This window comes from Methanobrevibacter sp. UBA412, assembly GCA_002495685.1.
Taxonomy (GTDB): Archaea; Methanobacteriota; Methanobacteria; order Methanobacteriales; family Methanobacteriaceae; genus Methanobrevibacter_A; species Methanobrevibacter_A acididurans.
The window spans coordinates 250882-267035 of record DAGJ01000021.1 but is presented as its reverse complement, the minus strand read 5'-3'; the positions used below and the strand labels follow the sequence as shown (position 1 = coordinate 267035).

The following is a 16154-nucleotide window of genomic DNA, read 5'->3' as shown; positions in this document are numbered from 1 at the left end:
TAGAAAAAAGAAAGTGAAAAAATGGAAAACAACCTATTACGATTAAAAACTGAAGATGAAATAGCTAAATACATTGATTATGCATTTTTAGACAATACTGCATCTATAAAAGGAATAGATGAATTCATAGAAACAGCAAAAAAATATGGATTTTATGCAGTTGTAGTAGGACCAACATATATAAAATATGTATCCGAAAAACTAAAAAACGAAAATATAAAAATTGTTAGTGTAATTGACTTCCCATTAGGATTTGGAACAACAACATCTAAAGTAACTGAAGCAAAACAAGCAATAATAAATGGTGCAGATGAAATAGATATGGTAACAAATATTCCTGCTCTAAAAAATAAAGATTACAAACTAATTCAAGAGGATATAAATGCTGTTAAAGAAGCTATTGGGGACCATATATTAAAAGTAATAATAGAATTAACATTAATCGATGAAACTGAAATAAAAGAAATATCAAAAACAATCGAAAAAACTAATGCAGATTTTATTAAAACAAATACCGGATTTAGTGGAGCATGTAAATTTAACGAATTAGTAACCTACTTAACAATAATAAGAAAATATGCCCCATCAAAACAAATTAAAGCATCAGGTGGAATAAATAATTTCAAAACACTAAACAGAGTAATAGCTGCAGGAGCAGATAGAATAGGTACTTCTTCAGGACCAAAAATTATTGATCAATTAAAATTATCAAGTTCTAATACTGAAAAAAATGCCCCTGGAATATTTGATAAAAAACCAAAATATAAAAATTAAATACTATTTCTCTTTTTAACTATTTTTAAATAAAAAAGCTATTTGATAAAAAACCAAAATATAAAAATTAAATACTATTTCTCTTTTTAACTATTTTTAAATAAAAAAGCAATAATTAAAATTTAAAAAAAATAACTTATATAATTAAGTTATTAATAAAAAAATTAGATAATAAAGAATGCCATAGGCCGGACTTGAACCAGCGACATCCAGATCTTCAGTCTGGCGTTCTCCCACTCTGAACTACTATGGCACATGGACCGAACGAGATTTGAACTCGTGATCACCTCCACGTCAAGGAGGTATCATACCCCTAGACCACCGGTCCCTACTTACTAAACTATATTCAAAGTCATATATAAAAGTTTCTATTTAAAAAATTTTTTACAAAAATTTTGAATAAAATTTATTAACATAAGCATGGAAACCAGTTAAGGTTAATACACACTTCGCTTTAGTGTGTATGAAAAATATAAACAATAAACATGAATATTGAATATCAATAAAATCATGCCTTTTCTTAAATCATTAATAAATAATAAATATTTAACTAATAAAATAAATTTACAGCAAATATTCTGATATAATTAATTGAATAAAAAAAATAATTGGCCAAAACTGGCCAATAGTTTTAAAACATGTCACAAAACTTATTTGATAGCTAATTTGATATCTTCAGCTTTGACAGTTTTTCTACCAGCGTGGCGTGCGAAATTAACAGCTTTTTGAGCTATTGCATCACCTTGTTCTTCTAATGCTTCAGCTAATGCGATTTTTGCATCATCAGAAATTCTTTGTGCGCCAGCGTTTTTTAATATACGGCCTACAGGTGCGATTGGTAATTCACTCATATTTTCACCTCCAATTGAATGTTGTTTTACTTAGTATATAAAGGTATTGTTTTTTTAAGAACTGTTAACCCACTATATAGATGAAATAAACATGAAAATATATTAATTCTATAATGATTATTAAACAGTAGAATATCAATAAAATCAACAAATTTTTAGTAATTAATATCAAATTAAGAACCTAAAAACACCTGAAAAACAAACAAACAAAAACGATTAAAAAGCTATTAAAAGATAAAAAAAGAATAAAAACAATTCAAAAATAAAAAATATAGTATCAAACGAATTTAATAAATTAAAAATCTATAAAGATTAATTTAAAAAAAAATTAAAATAATATTAGATATTAAAAAAGAAATATGATAAAAAATTTTTAAAAAAAAGTAAAACAAAAAGCTAAAAATCATTTAAGCTAATAATTTTAATTAAAGTTAAAAATTAAATAATTTAAAATGTATAAAAAAATTATTCAATTAATCTTCCAAGCAGATAAGTACCGGTCACATCGTAAATATGAACATTAACAAAAGATCCTAATTTTACATCTTCAACAACAACTGGAATATAAGAATTGGTCTTTGCAATAAAACCTCCTTTACGTCCTTTTTCAACAACTAATACTTCAACATCAGATCCTAAAAATTCTTTATTTTCCATTTCAGTGATCTCATATTTAATATTAGTCAAATATTTAGAACGTCTATGCATTATATCAGATGGAATCTCTTTAAGATTAGAAGAAATAGCCCCTAATCTATGATGATATTTACTTATATGAATAATACTAAATTTTAAATCTTTAACTAAATCCACAGTTTCTTTGAAGTCCTCTTCAGTTTCTGTAGGATATCCTACAATAATATCAGTAGCAAGGGTTAATTCAGGAATTTGATCTCTAAACTTTTCAACAATATATTTATATTCATTCACAGTATGATTACGATTCATTTCATTTAATACTTTATTACTACCTGATTGAATTGGTAAATGAAGGAATTTATAAACTTTTTCTAATTTAAAAGATTCAATGAGATCATCAATTTCATCACCTATATTTTTAGGATTCATCATACCTATACGAACCCTAAAATTACCATCTAAAGAAGCGACTGCTCGTATTAAATCTGAAAATTTCTCACCAGTATCTTTACCATAAGCTGAAGTATCTTGAGCTGTTAACTCTATTTCCACACAACCGTTTTTAATTGCTTGTTTAGCTTCATTAACAATATCTTTAATTGGATAACTATTTAATGGACCTCTAGCTAATCGAGTACAACAATAAGTGCATGCACCTAAACATCCTTCACATATTTGTATTACATGAATATAAGGATTTTCCGATAATTTAGGAACACCCACTTTAGAATCTTTTGATAAACCATAAGCACGACTTACTTCACCATCATAGGCCTTTTTAACAATAGGGACTGTTTTATTTAATTGATGGGGTCCAATCCATGAACAGTTAGGACCTATATCGTTTAATTTTTTTGGATCTACCTCAACCATACATCCACTAATAATAATTTTTTTATTAGGGAACTTTGTTTGATAATTTTTTATTTTGTTAATTACTTTACTTTCTGTAGGTAATTTCACATAACAAGTATTGATTATAATGACATCTGCTTTTTCAGCGGAGTTTACAATATCAATATTACCTTCTATCAAATTTCCTGCCATAATTTGAGAATCAGCTTGATTAAATGTACATCCATAAGTTTCAATATATACTTTCATTAAGATTCAAACCTCTAAAAAAAGTTTTAAAAATATTTTTATTCTAATGCTTTTTTACTTACAATACTCTCTGTTAAATCATAATCATAACGTTTTAAATTAACTGGCCGACCATAAACACGTTTAATAACTCTTGCCTTAGCAAATCCTTTACTAGTCTTACGATCTTCAGTTTTAATCATATAAACATTTATAATATAATTGTCAATTTTAAATACATCATCAACACTAATTTTAAAGTCACGTACAGTTTCAACTTTAAATGATGCTACTTTACCATGTAAATCAACACTAATTCCAAATCTTGCAGGAATCTCTTTTGAATTCGCCCAAATAGTTTTAACATCCCGAGCTTTAACATGACTTTCTCTTCTTTGAGTAGTTTCTAAAGAAGTAATTTCAACTTTTCCAAAATTTGTTTGTAAATAATCTCCTACATTTAATTCTTGATCAGGGAATAATTCCACTGAAGTTTTAAAAGAATCTTCATGTTCACTTATAACTAACCTATAAGTTTGAGGTTTTTCTTCTATGATTGATTCATTGTATACTTGACCACAATTTTCACATTTTAATAATAATTCACGTCGAGAATTTTTTTTAGAGTTAATTTTTTTAGTTTTTAGTATTGTAGCGGTTTTAGAACCACAAATTGGACACTCCATAATTGGCACCTCCTATTAAATTTTTTTATTATTTATTAATTAATCAATTTATATTCAATTATATTAAAAAAAGAAATTTCTATTTTTTAAGATTTTATAAAAGAATAAGTTAATATTTTCAGAAAAAAGATAAAGTTATTCATTTTTTTCTTTTAAATAATGATTAACAATACCACCATCAGATAATATTTTTAACATGAACTCTTCGAAAGGTTCTATATTAAAGCTTTCATTGGTAGTTTCATTTATTACTTGACCTTTTTCTAGATTTATAGATAAAATATCTTGATCTTTTGCAATTACATTAGCTTTAATAACTGGTAAACCTATATTAATTGCATTACGATAGAATATTCTCGCAAATGATTTAGCTATTATAGCTGTAACACCTGCAGTTTTTATTGCTAAAGGTGCTTGTTCCCTACTGGAACCACAACCAAAATTTTCATTAGCTACAATAATATCTCCTTTTTTAACATTAGCCGTGAATTCAGGTCTTTCACCTTCAAGTACATGTTCTGCTAAATCTTTTGGATTGAATGTTCTAAGATATCTTCCAGGGATAATTACATCAGTATCAATATTATCCCCAAATTCCCAAACTTTACCTTTTAATTCTTTCATAATTTTTCACTTTTTTTGTAAGAAAAAATATTTTATCTTATTTTGTTAACTCATAACCATGATTTTGTGCTTTAGTTGTTATAACTATACCGTCACCATCAAGATATTCTTCAGTTGCTTTAACTATATCTTTATTACTTTTATCATAAATAGTATAAGTTACAGGTCCAAATGAACTCATTCCAACACCATAAGCACCATTATCACGCATAAAATTCATTAAATTTACAAGTTTAGGAGGTTGAAGACTCACTTCTATTTTTTTGAAACCTCTTGTTTGAATCATGTCAATACTAGCACCAAAATTTTCAATATCATGTTCTAATAAATATGGTATAAGATTCATGAAAACAACATGAGAGATTTGTTCCACTTCATTTTTAGGTACAGGACAATAATGTTGAAAAATATTAACTTCTTTATTTCCAGTAACACTATTATCTGCACTAGGAAGGGCTATCAAAATATTCCAATCTTCTGGAAAATCATATTGTCCAATAAGATGTGGAGGTCTAGCTCCAGAAGCGGAAGAAGGTAAAAATGTTGATTTTTCTTTAGAACTATGCCCTCCATCAGCAATGAAACCACCTAAGTCAAAAGAGAAAGTACCAATACCTGAAGTTCCCCCTCTTCCAACAATAGCTCCTAAATTAGGAGATAAAATATTTTGACCAATATGTTCACATATTAATTTTCCAGTAGCAAGAGAAATTTGTGTTCCAGAACCTAAACCAGAATGAGGGAAATATGCTTGTTTAACCTGAAAATGGAAACCAGATTCAATATTAAAATGATTTATAACTCTTTCTGCAGAGTTAGAAATTTTTGTAATACATTCATCTAATATTTCAGGATTTGTTATGTTATCATCAAAGCCTATAGTGATACCTTTTTCAGTTTCCTCACTTTTTAATATAAAATGAGGATTAGCTAGAGTTAATCCTACTCCACCATCAAATCGGCCATATGATCCATTTAAATCTATTAATGTCATATGTAATCTAGAAGGGGTTTTTATCATCATTGAAATCATCAAGTTTTTATTTTTTGTTAAAATATTGAAAAAAATTAAAATTTAAACTTAAAAGATTATTCTTCTTTTGAAGTTTTATCATTATATTGGAGTAATTTTGATTTAAGAGGGGTTGAAAATTCTTTTTCTATTTCTGATCTGTAAATAGAGTTCATTGTACAAAATGGTATTATTCTACCATCAGGAACTGCATAATGAATTATACATTTTCTTACTCTATCTGCATCGAAATTAAATGGATCCATAAAGTGCATACATGAAACAAGTAATGCGTGTTTATGGAATTCTCCAACAGATTCATAAGATCTTTCTTTAAAAATATCTAGTAATATTTTTTTCATATTTAAAATATCAGGTGTCTTATCAGAATCTACTACATTAGGGACATTTTTAATAGCTTTGGCAATAACTCTTTTTTGTTTTCCAAAACCTCCTTCTTCTAGTTCATCAGTATATTTGTTTAATAAATCCATTAATTTTTCTACATCTATAAACCGAGTTACTGGAATAACTTCATCCCCTTGTAAGAATGCATATGTTCCAACACCACAATGTTCATGACAATTTAAGTAAACTGGAGGTTCTGATCCTTGTAATGCTCCTGCAAAACGTGAAATTGGTTGAACAAATGAAGGAGGGTAGAAATCATCAGGTATAATATCATGATTTGTTTGTTCATCCACTAAATTAATGAAATCTGGGATGGTGATTCTTTGTTTTTCTACTTCTTCATGAGGAGTTCTTCCTGAAAATGATACTGGTTGGAAATTAACTCCATGTATGATATCTATATTTTTCATTGCAAATCTTAGGATATCTCCAACTTGATCATCGTTTATGCCTTTAACTAAAGTAGGTACTAGAACTATTCCTAAACCTGCTTCTCTACATTTTTCAATTGCTTCTAATTTAACAGATAATAAGTTTTTGTTTCTAGCAACGAGATAAGGTTCTTCTGTAACACCATCAAATTGTAAGTAAACTGTATTTAAACCAGTTTCACGTAATTCTTTAGCATAACCTTCTTTTTTAGCTAATCGTATACCATTTGTAGCAATTTGAGTATGGGAAAATCCTAAATCAATAGCTAATTTAATTAATTCAGGTAAATCTTTTCTTACAGTTGGTTCTCCACCTGCGAATTGTATAGCTGGACATCCTCTTGGTTCAATGTTTCTTAAATTTTGAAGCATTTCTTTAATTTCATCAAAAGTAGGTTCATATAATGATTTAGAAGCTGCTGCATTTGCAAAGCATATTGGACATCTTAAATTACATCTATTTGTAACATCAATTAATCCTAAAACTGTTGTTGATTCGTGTTGTTCACAAATTCCACAATTATTCGGACAGCCACCTTTTTTTTCGACTTGAGGATTATCTGCTGGTTTTATTAGAGGAGTATATTTTTCTAATTTTCCATAAAGATCAGAAGATCCCCAATAAGTATTATTAAATTCTCCATGTTCTGGACATGTTTTTTTAATAAATATTTTTCCATCTTTTTCATAAACTTCTGCAGGAACAGGTTTAAGACATGTTGGGCATAAACTAACAGTTTGTTTTATTTCCATTTTATCACCGAATAATTTTAAAAATCCTTCTTTTTAAATGTTTTTGTTAAAATTTTTATAAAAAATAGGAATAATTAATTATAATGAGTAATTTTATTATTAACCCTACTATTTTTTAAGTAATGAAAAAATTAAAAGTATTTTTTATAAAAAATGTTAATTAATTAAATAATAATGATTATTGTATTAAATTATAAATTATATTGCATAATTTTTACATTTAAATTAATTTAAGTTTAGACATATCATTTATATAGTAAATGATTAACATAAATACATCTTAACTTTATTATATATTACTATTCCTACTATTTAAACTTAAATATTAATAAAAAATTTTGTTTTACTTATATTACAATCTAATTTAAATAGTTTGTAGAGAATAATTCTAATATAACAAAAATATATTTTTATTATGGAAAATCAATTATGGTAATTAATTTAGTTAATTTTTTAATTAGTTGTGCAATCGCAATTTATTTTATGTTACCTGCTTATGTTTCTAACCTTAGTGGTCTTGCTTTTGGTGGAGGAACACCTATGGATAAAGGTAAAACTCTTTCAGATGGTTATAGAATTATAGGTAACGGAGTAACTTGGAAAGGATTTATTTCCGGGACAATTTTAGGAACTTTAGTTGGAGGTATTCAGGGTTTTTTAAGTATTAATTTAACCCAAATAAGTGGAGGAATAATAACTCTAAACGTTTTTCAAAGCATACCTAATGGATTAATTTTAGGATTTATTCTTGCTTTTGGTGCATTATTAGGAGATGCTGTGGGAAGTTTCATTAAAAGACGTTTAGGAATTTCTAGTGGTAAACCTGCACCTTTCTTAGATCAATTAGACTTCGTAATAATGTCACTTCTTTTAATATCATTCATAGTGCCTTTAAGTATAGATTTCGTTTTAATCATAGCATTTATCACTTTAATTTTACATTTAAGTTCCAATACAATAGCTTATTTACTTGGAATAAAAGATGTTTGGTATTAAATATTAAACATTTAAAACTAATATTTTTTCAAAATATAACATTAAAAATCGCTTAAGATATTAATAATTAAAAAAATGATTAAACTAATAAAAATATTCATTTATAAGAATAATAATTGAATATTTAATCGATAAAATAAAAAATTAAAAAACAAGCCATAAAATTAAATAGAAAATATTAAATAATATAAATTAAAAACTTCTAATTAGAAAAATAGCAACTACTATAAAAAGTCTATTTTTCTAGAGGAAATCTTAAAGTTTTTAAATCATCCCCTTCTTAAGCTTTAACAAGGATAAAACAGTTAAAGACCTAACTAACTTTAAGATTTACTCTTCAAAAAATAAAGATTTAACTATTTTTAAAAGCTACCTAGTGTTTATGAAGCTAAAACATTATAAGATTCTGATATTAACCTATATGAATTAATAAAAGCAAATAATATAAAATCATCTTCAGGTATTTCATAAACAAACAAATTAGTACCAGTAGCTACAATTGGATTATCAACTGATGTAATACTAGAACTTTTTGCAGAATTGTCTGAATTTCGTTTATAATAATTAAAATCTGACAACTTTTCCATCACTGCAGAAGCTAAATCAACAGAGGAAGAATCCATACTTGGTGTTGCAATATAATAACCATCACCATAACCTTCTTCATGATCATGACCAATTATCACTAAATCATAATCTGAATCAGCTACATCATCAACAACATAATCATGAACCAAAGATTCACCATTAGCCCGACCAATATCAAAATCTTGAGGATTTGAAGTAACAGTGACTTTATAATTATCAACTTCAACATTATTAAATAGTGTTAAAAATTTACAAACTTCAGGTAAAACCCATTGATGTAGGGATTCACGTGAATGCATACCAGAAACAACAGCAATTTTAACATCAGGATTTGAATAATGAGAATAATTATATTTGACAACTTGCCCTAAATCATTATAACCTACAGTAGTAGTTTGACAATTATTAATAAAAGAAAAAACAACTAGTATTATTACTGTTAAAATCAATAACCATTTTAAAAGATTTGATTTTTTCTTTTTTCCCATATCAAATCACCACCTCAAAAAAATAAATTTAACTGATGAATTTTTCCATCATTATAGCAGTTCCTATAGCTGGAGCAACAACACATTCTTCATCAGACAATAACATATCCATAGGTTTAACTCTTAAATCTAAACTTAAAGCCGCTTCATTACATAGAATATCTTTACCTAAACCAGTTGTTATAACAATGTCTAAATTTTCTCTTGAAGCAACTTCATCTAAAGCAGTAGCAATCTGTGCAACTTGTGCTTGATGAATATATTGTGCAATTTCAACAATATCCTCAGGAGATAAAATATCTAAATCTGCACATAAGACTCTAGAAATTCTTCTCATTGCTTCTTCTTTAGATTTACCTTGACCATCACAAGTATCACAAACATAATCATTAGGGGAAATTAAATCTAAAACTGTATAAACATCTGCTGTAATTGCAAATAACTCTGATGCTACTCTATACTCCATACCATCAAATGGTATTTTATCTAAGAAACTGGATAAATTTGTTCTAAGTGTTCCAGTATAAACTAATTCACCAGTTGCTAATCTTTCAAAATCAGAACGTCCCTTAGCACATTCTGAACCATTTTTAACTGGTATTATATCAGTAGTTGTACTTCCAGTATCAACAAACACACAGTCTTCTTCCATAATACCTGCAATTTCTGCAGTAGCCACCCAATTAGCAGCTGCAGCTTTAATCGGTTGTTTTTTAATATCAGAAGAGCTTAACATCCCATCAATACCAACAATACCTACAGGAACATTGAATTCTTTTTCTGATTTGTTAATAACATCTAAAACTCCTTCTTTTTTAGTTGAATATGCATCAACTAATTCAGCAGTCATAGATATACCAACAGCATCAATTTCATCCAAAGGACAAATATTTTCAATTAATCTTACAAGAGTTTCGCCTAACTCTTGGCTTTTACGCCACATAGGAAGGTATTCAAAATCTGTTTGTACCTCTTTAATTTCATTGTCTTTAAAATCTATTATTGCTAAATCTGTATTGGCTCCACCAATATCAAAACCTGCTACTTTCATAAATAATAATCCTCGTATTTTAAAAATATTAATTAAATTCTTCAATTTTTAATTCATTTTCTTCTTTAGTAAATTTTACTTTACCATTTAATAAGATATTTTCTTTTAATTTTTGAATATTAATTTTATTATCTAATAAATTAATTATTGTTTCTCCTATATTAAAATTTACTAGTTTTTTTAATCCAACATAAGGTGTAGTGAATCGTGAATTTATTTCTAAAAAGGTTACTTCTTCCCCTAAAATTAAATCCACACCAACAAAACCTTTAAGGCCTTTAACGGTTTCAACAGCATCAGTTGCAAGTTTAAAAGCTTGATTTTTTAATGGATGATTAAATGGAAGCTCCCCACCATTATAAGAAATATCTTTTTTACCGAATAAGATATTCTGCTTATTTAAACTTAAAGGAATTGCATGATCCCCATCAGTTAAGAGACTTACACTACAAGAGTACCCTTCTATATATTTTTGAATAAGAACAGTTGTCCCTTTAGGGTAAATATTATTAAAATTAATTAAATCATCTTTTTTCGAAATTAAAGATACTCTTTCACAATCCACACCATTAATAGGCTTAATAATTAATTTAGTATCCTTATATTTATTGAATTCATTATAAATACTTAAAATTTCATTTTTGAAATTGGAATATGAATCAATTTTAATTTTATAAGTTAATGGTTGATTTACAAGATTTTTTAACAATTCATGAGTTAAATATTTATTTGTACAAGTAATGATACTTTCTGAATTAGAACAATATAATTTAAGATGATTATCCTCAAGAATTTTTGTTATGTTAAATAGATGTTCATCTTCTTCATCTGCTATAAAAATCGATTTTTTAAATTTACAAGCATTCTTTTCTAACCAATGAATTAATGGTTCGTTAATAAATATTATTTTAACGTCTAGATCTTCAAATAAATTTTTAAATTTTTTAGAAACTATAAGGTAAATATCTAAATGTTTTAAGTCATCAGCTAATTCTTTAATCATACCAGTAGCTTCAGATATAATTGACATATCATTTATTCCATTTGCGGTAAAATATTCAAAAAGTAGAATTGAATTCTCATCACAATTACTTAAATTACTCACCATAAAAATTACTCTTTTATATAATATTCTTAAAAAAAATAGGTAAAAATAATTGAGTTAAATAATAAAATTACTTAACTATAAATTTTATATAATATGAATTTATTTTTAATATTTAAATCATCACTTGGGAAAATTGCATTTTCACTGAAAACAAATTGTATTAATGCATTATATTTATCTTCAAATTCTTTAACTGTAACATCTTCAGTGATTAATTTCATTTCCCTATTAAATGTTGACATGACTTTATCAGGTGAAACTAGTGCTAATTTATTATTTTTATAAAATTTTTCTATACAAGTTAAAATTTCATTAGCTGTGTTTCCTTTTCCATATGGATTTTTAGCATTTTTCATTTTATTTGCAAAATCTGGATTATTTAAAATTTTAGAAGCATTATCTAAAATTACATCTTTATCAGAACCTACAAGAATATTACCTCCTGCAGAAACTGTTTCAGGTCTTTCAGTATTATATCTTAAGGTTAATGCTGGAATATTTAAAGTTATAGCTTCTTCTTGTAATCCCCCAGAATCAGTTAAGATTAAAGTTGATTTAGATAATAGAACAAGGAAATCTAAATAACCAACAGGCTTTATAATATGAATATGATCATATTTATTAAGTTTTTCTAATAATCCAAAGTTTTCAAGTGTTTTTCGAGTTCTAGGATGGATTGGGAAAATTATATTCATATCTTTTAATTCGATTAGTGCATCTATTATACTGTTCAATCGTTGTTTCACATCAACATTTTCTGCTCTATGCATTGTTAATGTGAGAATATTATCCATATTATCAATATCTAAATCTGCTAATTCTTTTTCATACTCAGAAATGTCCCTATTCTCTGCAATCTGCAAGTTTCTATAACATGCATCAACTACTGTATTCCCTGTTATGAATACTCGTTTACGAGAAATATCTTCACTAATTAAATTAATTGCAGATTCTTCTGTAGGAACAAAGTATAATTTAGATGAAACATCCGCTGCTTTACGATTAATCTCTTCAGGCATTGTTTCATCAAATGATCTAAGACCTGCTTCTACATGGCCTACAGGTATATGTAATTTAACTGCTACTAATGCTCCTGCAAGTACTGCATTAGTATCTCCTTGAACAAGTAAAATATCAGGTTTTTCTTTAATTAAAACCTTTTCAATTCCTTCCATCATTTTACCTGTTTGTTTACCATGAGATCCAGATCCTACATGAATATTATAATTTGGTAAAGGTAATTTTAAATCTTTAAAAAATGTTTCAGACATTTCTTTATCATAATGTTGGCCTGTATGAATTAAAAGTAATTCATGACCTCGATCTATTATTTCATCCATAACAGAAGCCATTTTAATTATTTCAGGTCTTGTTCCAAGTACAATAGATATCTTCATAAATTATCTCCAATGAAAAAAAATATTATTAATTTATAAATTTTTTATAATATTTTTTATTAATTATTGATTAATTTTAATTTTAAATCATTTAAATATAATGAATTTAACATTTTTAGTGAATTTAAAATATTAATAAATTATGTTAAAAATAAAAATAAGATTCAAACTAAAATCATCCTAATTTTTTGACAAAAATTGTAAAAAAGAGCAAAAAAGTTATAAATAAGTTTGATAAAAAAATTATATAATAACTATTTTTAATAAATTAACTAAAAATATTAATTTTTAAATAATACTCTAATTTTAATTTTAGAATGAGTTGATACAGCATGGAAAAAGTAAAGGAACCACTATTATCAAACAATTTTTTTAAAATTTTACCCCCTATTGCTATAATATCTTTAATTTTTTCACATGTATGCATATACCCTCCAGTGATGACAGCAACACCTAATTTTGCAAATATTAATTGGTTACTTGCAGATATTGGAAATTCTTCATTTAATTTTGGAGTTCCACTTTTTTTAATGTTAGTTGGAAGTTTTTTGCAAGAAAATTGGAGAATAAGAGAATTTTTAGAAGATAGATTTTGGGGTATGGCTACTCCTTTAATATTTTTTTCAATACTACTTACAGTACTTGTTATAATAATATGTGGATTCCACCCTGAACTAATGAATTTTTTCGGTATAAAATCTTTTACTGTTCTCGGTTTTTATGATCTTTTTAAAAGTGTATTCTTTGCACAATCTTGGTTTTCAACTCAATATAGTTATATGTGGTTAATTTTTGGGGTTTACCTTTTCTTACCTATACTTAAATCTTGGGTTCAGAATACTCCTCTTAGAGAGGCAGAATATTTTTTAGTTATTTGGTTAATAGTTTGCTTATTAAAAAGTACATTCAATATAGATTTAGCATTATATATTAATTATTTTATGGGACCTATTGGATTTGTTATATTAGGTTACTATTTAATGAATACTAGATGGAAGATATTTAACAATAAAAATTTTGGATTAGTTTTATTTATATTGATGAGCATATTATTACCAATTTTATCACCTGCAATTAGTCCCGGTAATGATATAACTATATTCAATCGTTATAGTGTTTATATGATTTTACAATCCGCTGGTTTATTCATATTCTTGAAAAATGCAACAAGTATCTATAAAAAGGAAAATAAAAACAGATTATATTATAAATTTTTAATGCATTTATCTAAGATAACTATAGGAATATTTCTTATGTATGAATTTATAATTGGAATAATAATGAAAGTATATTTTACTCCAAGTAATTTTTATTACATGTCTTGGATATGTTTCTTTATAGCTTTCATAATTCCGTATCTTATCATGTTAATTTTTAGTAAAACTCCCTATTTAAAAAATTTAGTGGGAGTAGTTAGAAAAAATCCATTAGTTTATATTAACGATTATATTTAATGTAACTATAATAATTTATTAATTATTTTAATATATTTAAAGAAGCTTGAATTTGTTAAATATCATTTAATGAATTAATTATACTTTCAGTTAAAGAATAGTTCCGTTGATAATTTAGTAGATTTTTTGTTAATATTCTTTTAAATCTTTCAATAGCATAATCATCATTTGAAAAATTTATATTATCATATTGAATATTCATTAAGATTAATTGATCAGCATCCATAACTTTAATACATGCTTTTTCTTCATTGATTTTTGGATTTAATAATCTTTCAACTTGTTCTAATGATAATTTTTCTTTACCTACTAAAACAAAGATTCTCATCATTTTACGTACCATATTCCACAGAAAACTTTCTCCAAATATATCGATAAATATGGGGGAACAAGAATTATTTAAATTAGTTAAATTATTATTTTTAAATTTTAATTCTTCATTGAATAATGGTGTTGAAATCTTTATATCTTCTATAGTTCTTATAGGTGTTTTTTGTTCTCTTTTTGAAAAATTTATAAAATTATGTGTTCCTTTAAAAATATCTGCACATTGATGTAATAAATCCATATTTAAATCTGAATCAAATAAAACATACCGGTATTGTCTCATTTGAGCATAACGAGGTTTAAAACCAAAACGTACAGGAGCTTTTCCTAATATTTGAATATCATCTGGAAGATTTGTATTGATTTGATTTACAAGTACTTCTTTTTCACTTTGAAAACTAATCACATTACCTAAACTGTGAACACCCTTGTCTGTTCGACCTGCAATACGGAATCTTGCTTTTTTTAAATCATCAAAATATTCTAATCTTTGCAAAGTATTAATAAGTTCTTCCTCTATTGTCCTAAGATTAGGTTGTCTTTGGAATCCATGAAAATTTGTACCAATATAACCAATTTTTAATGCTGTTCTCTTCATTTTTATTAAATCCTTTGCAAAATTTTTTTGTAATTATAAATATATATCATACCTTTTAAATATTAAAGTAGTATATATTATTTAAAAATTAAAATTTTTTTATTAAAATTTTCTTAAATAAATGGTTTTTAATATGTTTAAAAAAGATGAAATGTTAATAATGCCTGCAGTGGATATTAAAGGTGGAAAATGTGTTCAATTAGTTCAGGGCGAACCTGGAACCGAACAAGTAGTGATTAATAATCCTGAGAAAGTTGCAAAGTATTGGGAAGATAAAGGTGCTAATACTGTTCATGTAATTGATTTAGATGGGACTTTAAATGGTGAAACTAATATTGAAACTATTAAAAAAATATTAAATGAAGTAAATGTTCCTATTCAATTAGGTGGAGGTATAAGAAGTATTGAATATGCTGAAAATTTACTTAATTTAGATATTGAAAGATTAATTATTGGCACAATGGGAATCAAACACCCCGAAACAATAACCAAATTATCTGAAGAATATGGTGCAGATAGGATAATGATTTCTTTAGATAGTAAAAATTCTAAAGTTGTTATAAAAGGATGGCAAGAAAAGATTAATAAAACCGCTACAGAAATTAGTAAAGAATTTGAAGAATATGGTGCTGGAAGTATATTATTCACAAATGTGGATGTAGAAGGTTTACTTAATGGTTTTAACATAGACCCTATATTAAAATTAGTAAAATCTGTAAATATTCCAATTGTTTACTCTGGAGGGATAACTACAATAGAAGATGTTAAAAAATTATCTAAAACTGGAGTTAAGGGTATTGTAATAGGTTCAGCATTGTATAAAGATAAAATCAAAATAGATGATGCATTAAAATATCAAAGTTTAAAAGGTGAATTCTAAAAT

Annotated in this window: 15 protein-coding genes and 2 tRNA genes; 4 read left to right on the top strand and 13 right to left on the bottom strand. The window is 26.1% G+C overall.

Features of this window, described 5'->3' with window-relative positions; all coding sequences use genetic code 11:
- Positions 1-21: 21 nt before the first annotated feature.
- The gene (gene deoC, locus BP997_RS06770; RefSeq protein WP_413825058.1) at positions 22-774 is read left to right on the top strand and encodes a deoxyribose-phosphate aldolase; all 753 of its coding nucleotides are present in this window, start codon (positions 22-24) and stop codon (positions 772-774) included.
- 179 nt (positions 775-953) lie between these two features.
- Here deoC and BP997_RS06765 read toward each other — a convergent pair.
- The 8 genes from BP997_RS06765 to tes form a co-directional block, all read right to left on the bottom strand.
- A tRNA-Phe gene (locus BP997_RS06765) sits at positions 954-1027 on the bottom strand.
- A 3-nt stretch (positions 1028-1030) separates the two neighbouring features.
- Positions 1031-1102, bottom strand: a tRNA-Val gene (locus BP997_RS06760).
- A gap of 322 nt (positions 1103-1424) precedes the next feature.
- Positions 1425-1625: a histone family protein gene (locus BP997_RS06755; RefSeq protein ID WP_409198691.1), complete on the bottom strand. Its 201-nt coding sequence runs from the start codon at positions 1623-1625 to the stop codon at positions 1425-1427.
- A 465-nt stretch (positions 1626-2090) separates the two neighbouring features.
- Positions 2091-3368 carry a tRNA (N(6)-L-threonylcarbamoyladenosine(37)-C(2))-methylthiotransferase gene (locus tag BP997_RS06750; protein WP_413825060.1) on the bottom strand — a complete coding sequence of 426 codons (1278 nt, stop codon included), beginning with the start codon at positions 3366-3368 and terminating at the stop codon, positions 2091-2093.
- Between the two features lie 38 nt (positions 3369-3406).
- The gene (locus BP997_RS06745; RefSeq protein WP_413825063.1) at positions 3407-4033 is read right to left on the bottom strand and encodes an HVO_0476 family zinc finger protein; all 627 of its coding nucleotides are present in this window, start codon (positions 4031-4033) and stop codon (positions 3407-3409) included.
- Positions 4034-4168: 135 nt separating this feature from the next.
- Entirely contained in the window at positions 4169-4657 is a 489-nt protein-coding gene (gene hacB / locus BP997_RS06740; protein ID WP_413825065.1) for a homoaconitase small subunit, read from the bottom strand.
- A gap of 37 nt (positions 4658-4694) precedes the next feature.
- Positions 4695-5681 carry a beta-ribofuranosylaminobenzene 5'-phosphate synthase gene (locus BP997_RS06735; protein ID WP_413825068.1) on the bottom strand — a complete coding sequence of 329 codons (987 nt, stop codon included), beginning with the start codon at positions 5679-5681 and terminating at the stop codon, positions 4695-4697.
- A 65-nt stretch (positions 5682-5746) separates the two neighbouring features.
- Positions 5747-7264: a tetraether lipid synthase Tes gene (tes, locus tag BP997_RS06730; RefSeq protein WP_413825070.1), complete on the bottom strand. Its 1518-nt coding sequence runs from the start codon at positions 7262-7264 to the stop codon at positions 5747-5749.
- Between the two features lie 429 nt (positions 7265-7693).
- Here tes and BP997_RS06725 point away from each other — a divergent pair, with 429 nt between their 5' ends.
- The gene (locus BP997_RS06725) at positions 7694-8260 is read left to right on the top strand and encodes a CDP-2,3-bis-(O-geranylgeranyl)-sn-glycerol synthase (protein ID WP_413825073.1); all 567 of its coding nucleotides are present in this window, start codon (positions 7694-7696) and stop codon (positions 8258-8260) included.
- Positions 8261-8640: 380 nt separating this feature from the next.
- Here the strand turns inward: BP997_RS06725 and BP997_RS06720 are convergent, their stop codons facing one another.
- The 4 genes from BP997_RS06720 to wecB form a co-directional block, all read right to left on the bottom strand.
- Positions 8641-9336: a hypothetical protein gene (locus tag BP997_RS06720; RefSeq protein WP_413825076.1), complete on the bottom strand. Its 696-nt coding sequence runs from the start codon at positions 9334-9336 to the stop codon at positions 8641-8643.
- A gap of 28 nt (positions 9337-9364) precedes the next feature.
- The gene (locus BP997_RS06715) at positions 9365-10387 is read right to left on the bottom strand and encodes a hydantoinase/oxoprolinase family protein (RefSeq protein WP_413825078.1); all 1023 of its coding nucleotides are present in this window, start codon (positions 10385-10387) and stop codon (positions 9365-9367) included.
- A 28-nt stretch (positions 10388-10415) separates the two neighbouring features.
- Positions 10416-11495 carry an ATP-grasp domain-containing protein gene (locus BP997_RS06710; protein ID WP_413825080.1) on the bottom strand — a complete coding sequence of 360 codons (1080 nt, stop codon included), beginning with the start codon at positions 11493-11495 and terminating at the stop codon, positions 10416-10418.
- Positions 11496-11566: 71 nt separating this feature from the next.
- The gene (gene wecB, locus BP997_RS06705; RefSeq protein ID WP_413825082.1) at positions 11567-12892 is read right to left on the bottom strand and encodes a non-hydrolyzing UDP-N-acetylglucosamine 2-epimerase; all 1326 of its coding nucleotides are present in this window, start codon (positions 12890-12892) and stop codon (positions 11567-11569) included.
- Positions 12893-13224: 332 nt separating this feature from the next.
- Between wecB and BP997_RS06700 the strand changes: the two genes are divergently transcribed.
- Positions 13225-14346 carry an acyltransferase gene (locus BP997_RS06700; protein WP_413825084.1) on the top strand — a complete coding sequence of 374 codons (1122 nt, stop codon included), beginning with the start codon at positions 13225-13227 and terminating at the stop codon, positions 14344-14346.
- A gap of 55 nt (positions 14347-14401) precedes the next feature.
- Here the strand turns inward: BP997_RS06700 and truA are convergent, their stop codons facing one another.
- Positions 14402-15271 carry a tRNA pseudouridine(38-40) synthase TruA gene (gene truA, locus BP997_RS06695; protein WP_413825086.1) on the bottom strand — a complete coding sequence of 290 codons (870 nt, stop codon included), beginning with the start codon at positions 15269-15271 and terminating at the stop codon, positions 14402-14404.
- Positions 15272-15404: 133 nt separating this feature from the next.
- On the opposite strand from truA, the gene hisA reads away from it, so the two are divergent.
- Positions 15405-16151 carry a 1-(5-phosphoribosyl)-5-[(5-phosphoribosylamino)methylideneamino]imidazole-4-carboxamide isomerase gene (gene hisA / locus BP997_RS06690; protein WP_413825088.1) on the top strand — a complete coding sequence of 249 codons (747 nt, stop codon included), beginning with the start codon at positions 15405-15407 and terminating at the stop codon, positions 16149-16151.
- Positions 16152-16154 lie beyond the last annotated feature (3 nt).

Bases quoted from the DNA above. Each gene is read 5' to 3' on its own strand.
- deoC (WP_413825058.1), top strand. From the start codon at position 22: ATGGAAAACAACCTATTACGATTAAAAACTGAAGATGAAATAGCTAAA.
- BP997_RS06755 (WP_409198691.1), bottom strand. From the start codon at position 1,625: ATGAGTGAATTACCAATCGCACCTGTAGGCCGTATATTAAAAAACGCT.
- BP997_RS06750 (WP_413825060.1), bottom strand. From the start codon at position 3,368: ATGAAAGTATATATTGAAACTTATGGATGTACATTTAATCAAGCTGAT.
- BP997_RS06745 (WP_413825063.1), bottom strand. From the start codon at position 4,033: ATGGAGTGTCCAATTTGTGGTTCTAAAACCGCTACAATACTAAAAACT.
- hacB (WP_413825065.1), bottom strand. From the start codon at position 4,657: ATGAAAGAATTAAAAGGTAAAGTTTGGGAATTTGGGGATAATATTGAT.
- BP997_RS06735 (WP_413825068.1), bottom strand. From the start codon at position 5,681: ATGATGATAAAAACCCCTTCTAGATTACATATGACATTAATAGATTTA.
- tes (WP_413825070.1), bottom strand. From the start codon at position 7,264: ATGGAAATAAAACAAACTGTTAGTTTATGCCCAACATGTCTTAAACCT.
- BP997_RS06725 (WP_413825073.1), top strand. From the start codon at position 7,694: ATGGTAATTAATTTAGTTAATTTTTTAATTAGTTGTGCAATCGCAATT.
- BP997_RS06720 (WP_413825076.1), bottom strand. From the start codon at position 9,336: ATGGGAAAAAAGAAAAAATCAAATCTTTTAAAATGGTTATTGATTTTA.
- BP997_RS06715 (WP_413825078.1), bottom strand. From the start codon at position 10,387: ATGAAAGTAGCAGGTTTTGATATTGGTGGAGCCAATACAGATTTAGCA.
- BP997_RS06710 (WP_413825080.1), bottom strand. From the start codon at position 11,495: ATGGTGAGTAATTTAAGTAATTGTGATGAGAATTCAATTCTACTTTTT.
- wecB (WP_413825082.1), bottom strand. From the start codon at position 12,892: ATGAAGATATCTATTGTACTTGGAACAAGACCTGAAATAATTAAAATG.
- BP997_RS06700 (WP_413825084.1), top strand. From the start codon at position 13,225: ATGGAAAAAGTAAAGGAACCACTATTATCAAACAATTTTTTTAAAATT.
- truA (WP_413825086.1), bottom strand. From the start codon at position 15,271: ATGAAGAGAACAGCATTAAAAATTGGTTATATTGGTACAAATTTTCAT.
- hisA (WP_413825088.1), top strand. From the start codon at position 15,405: ATGTTTAAAAAAGATGAAATGTTAATAATGCCTGCAGTGGATATTAAA.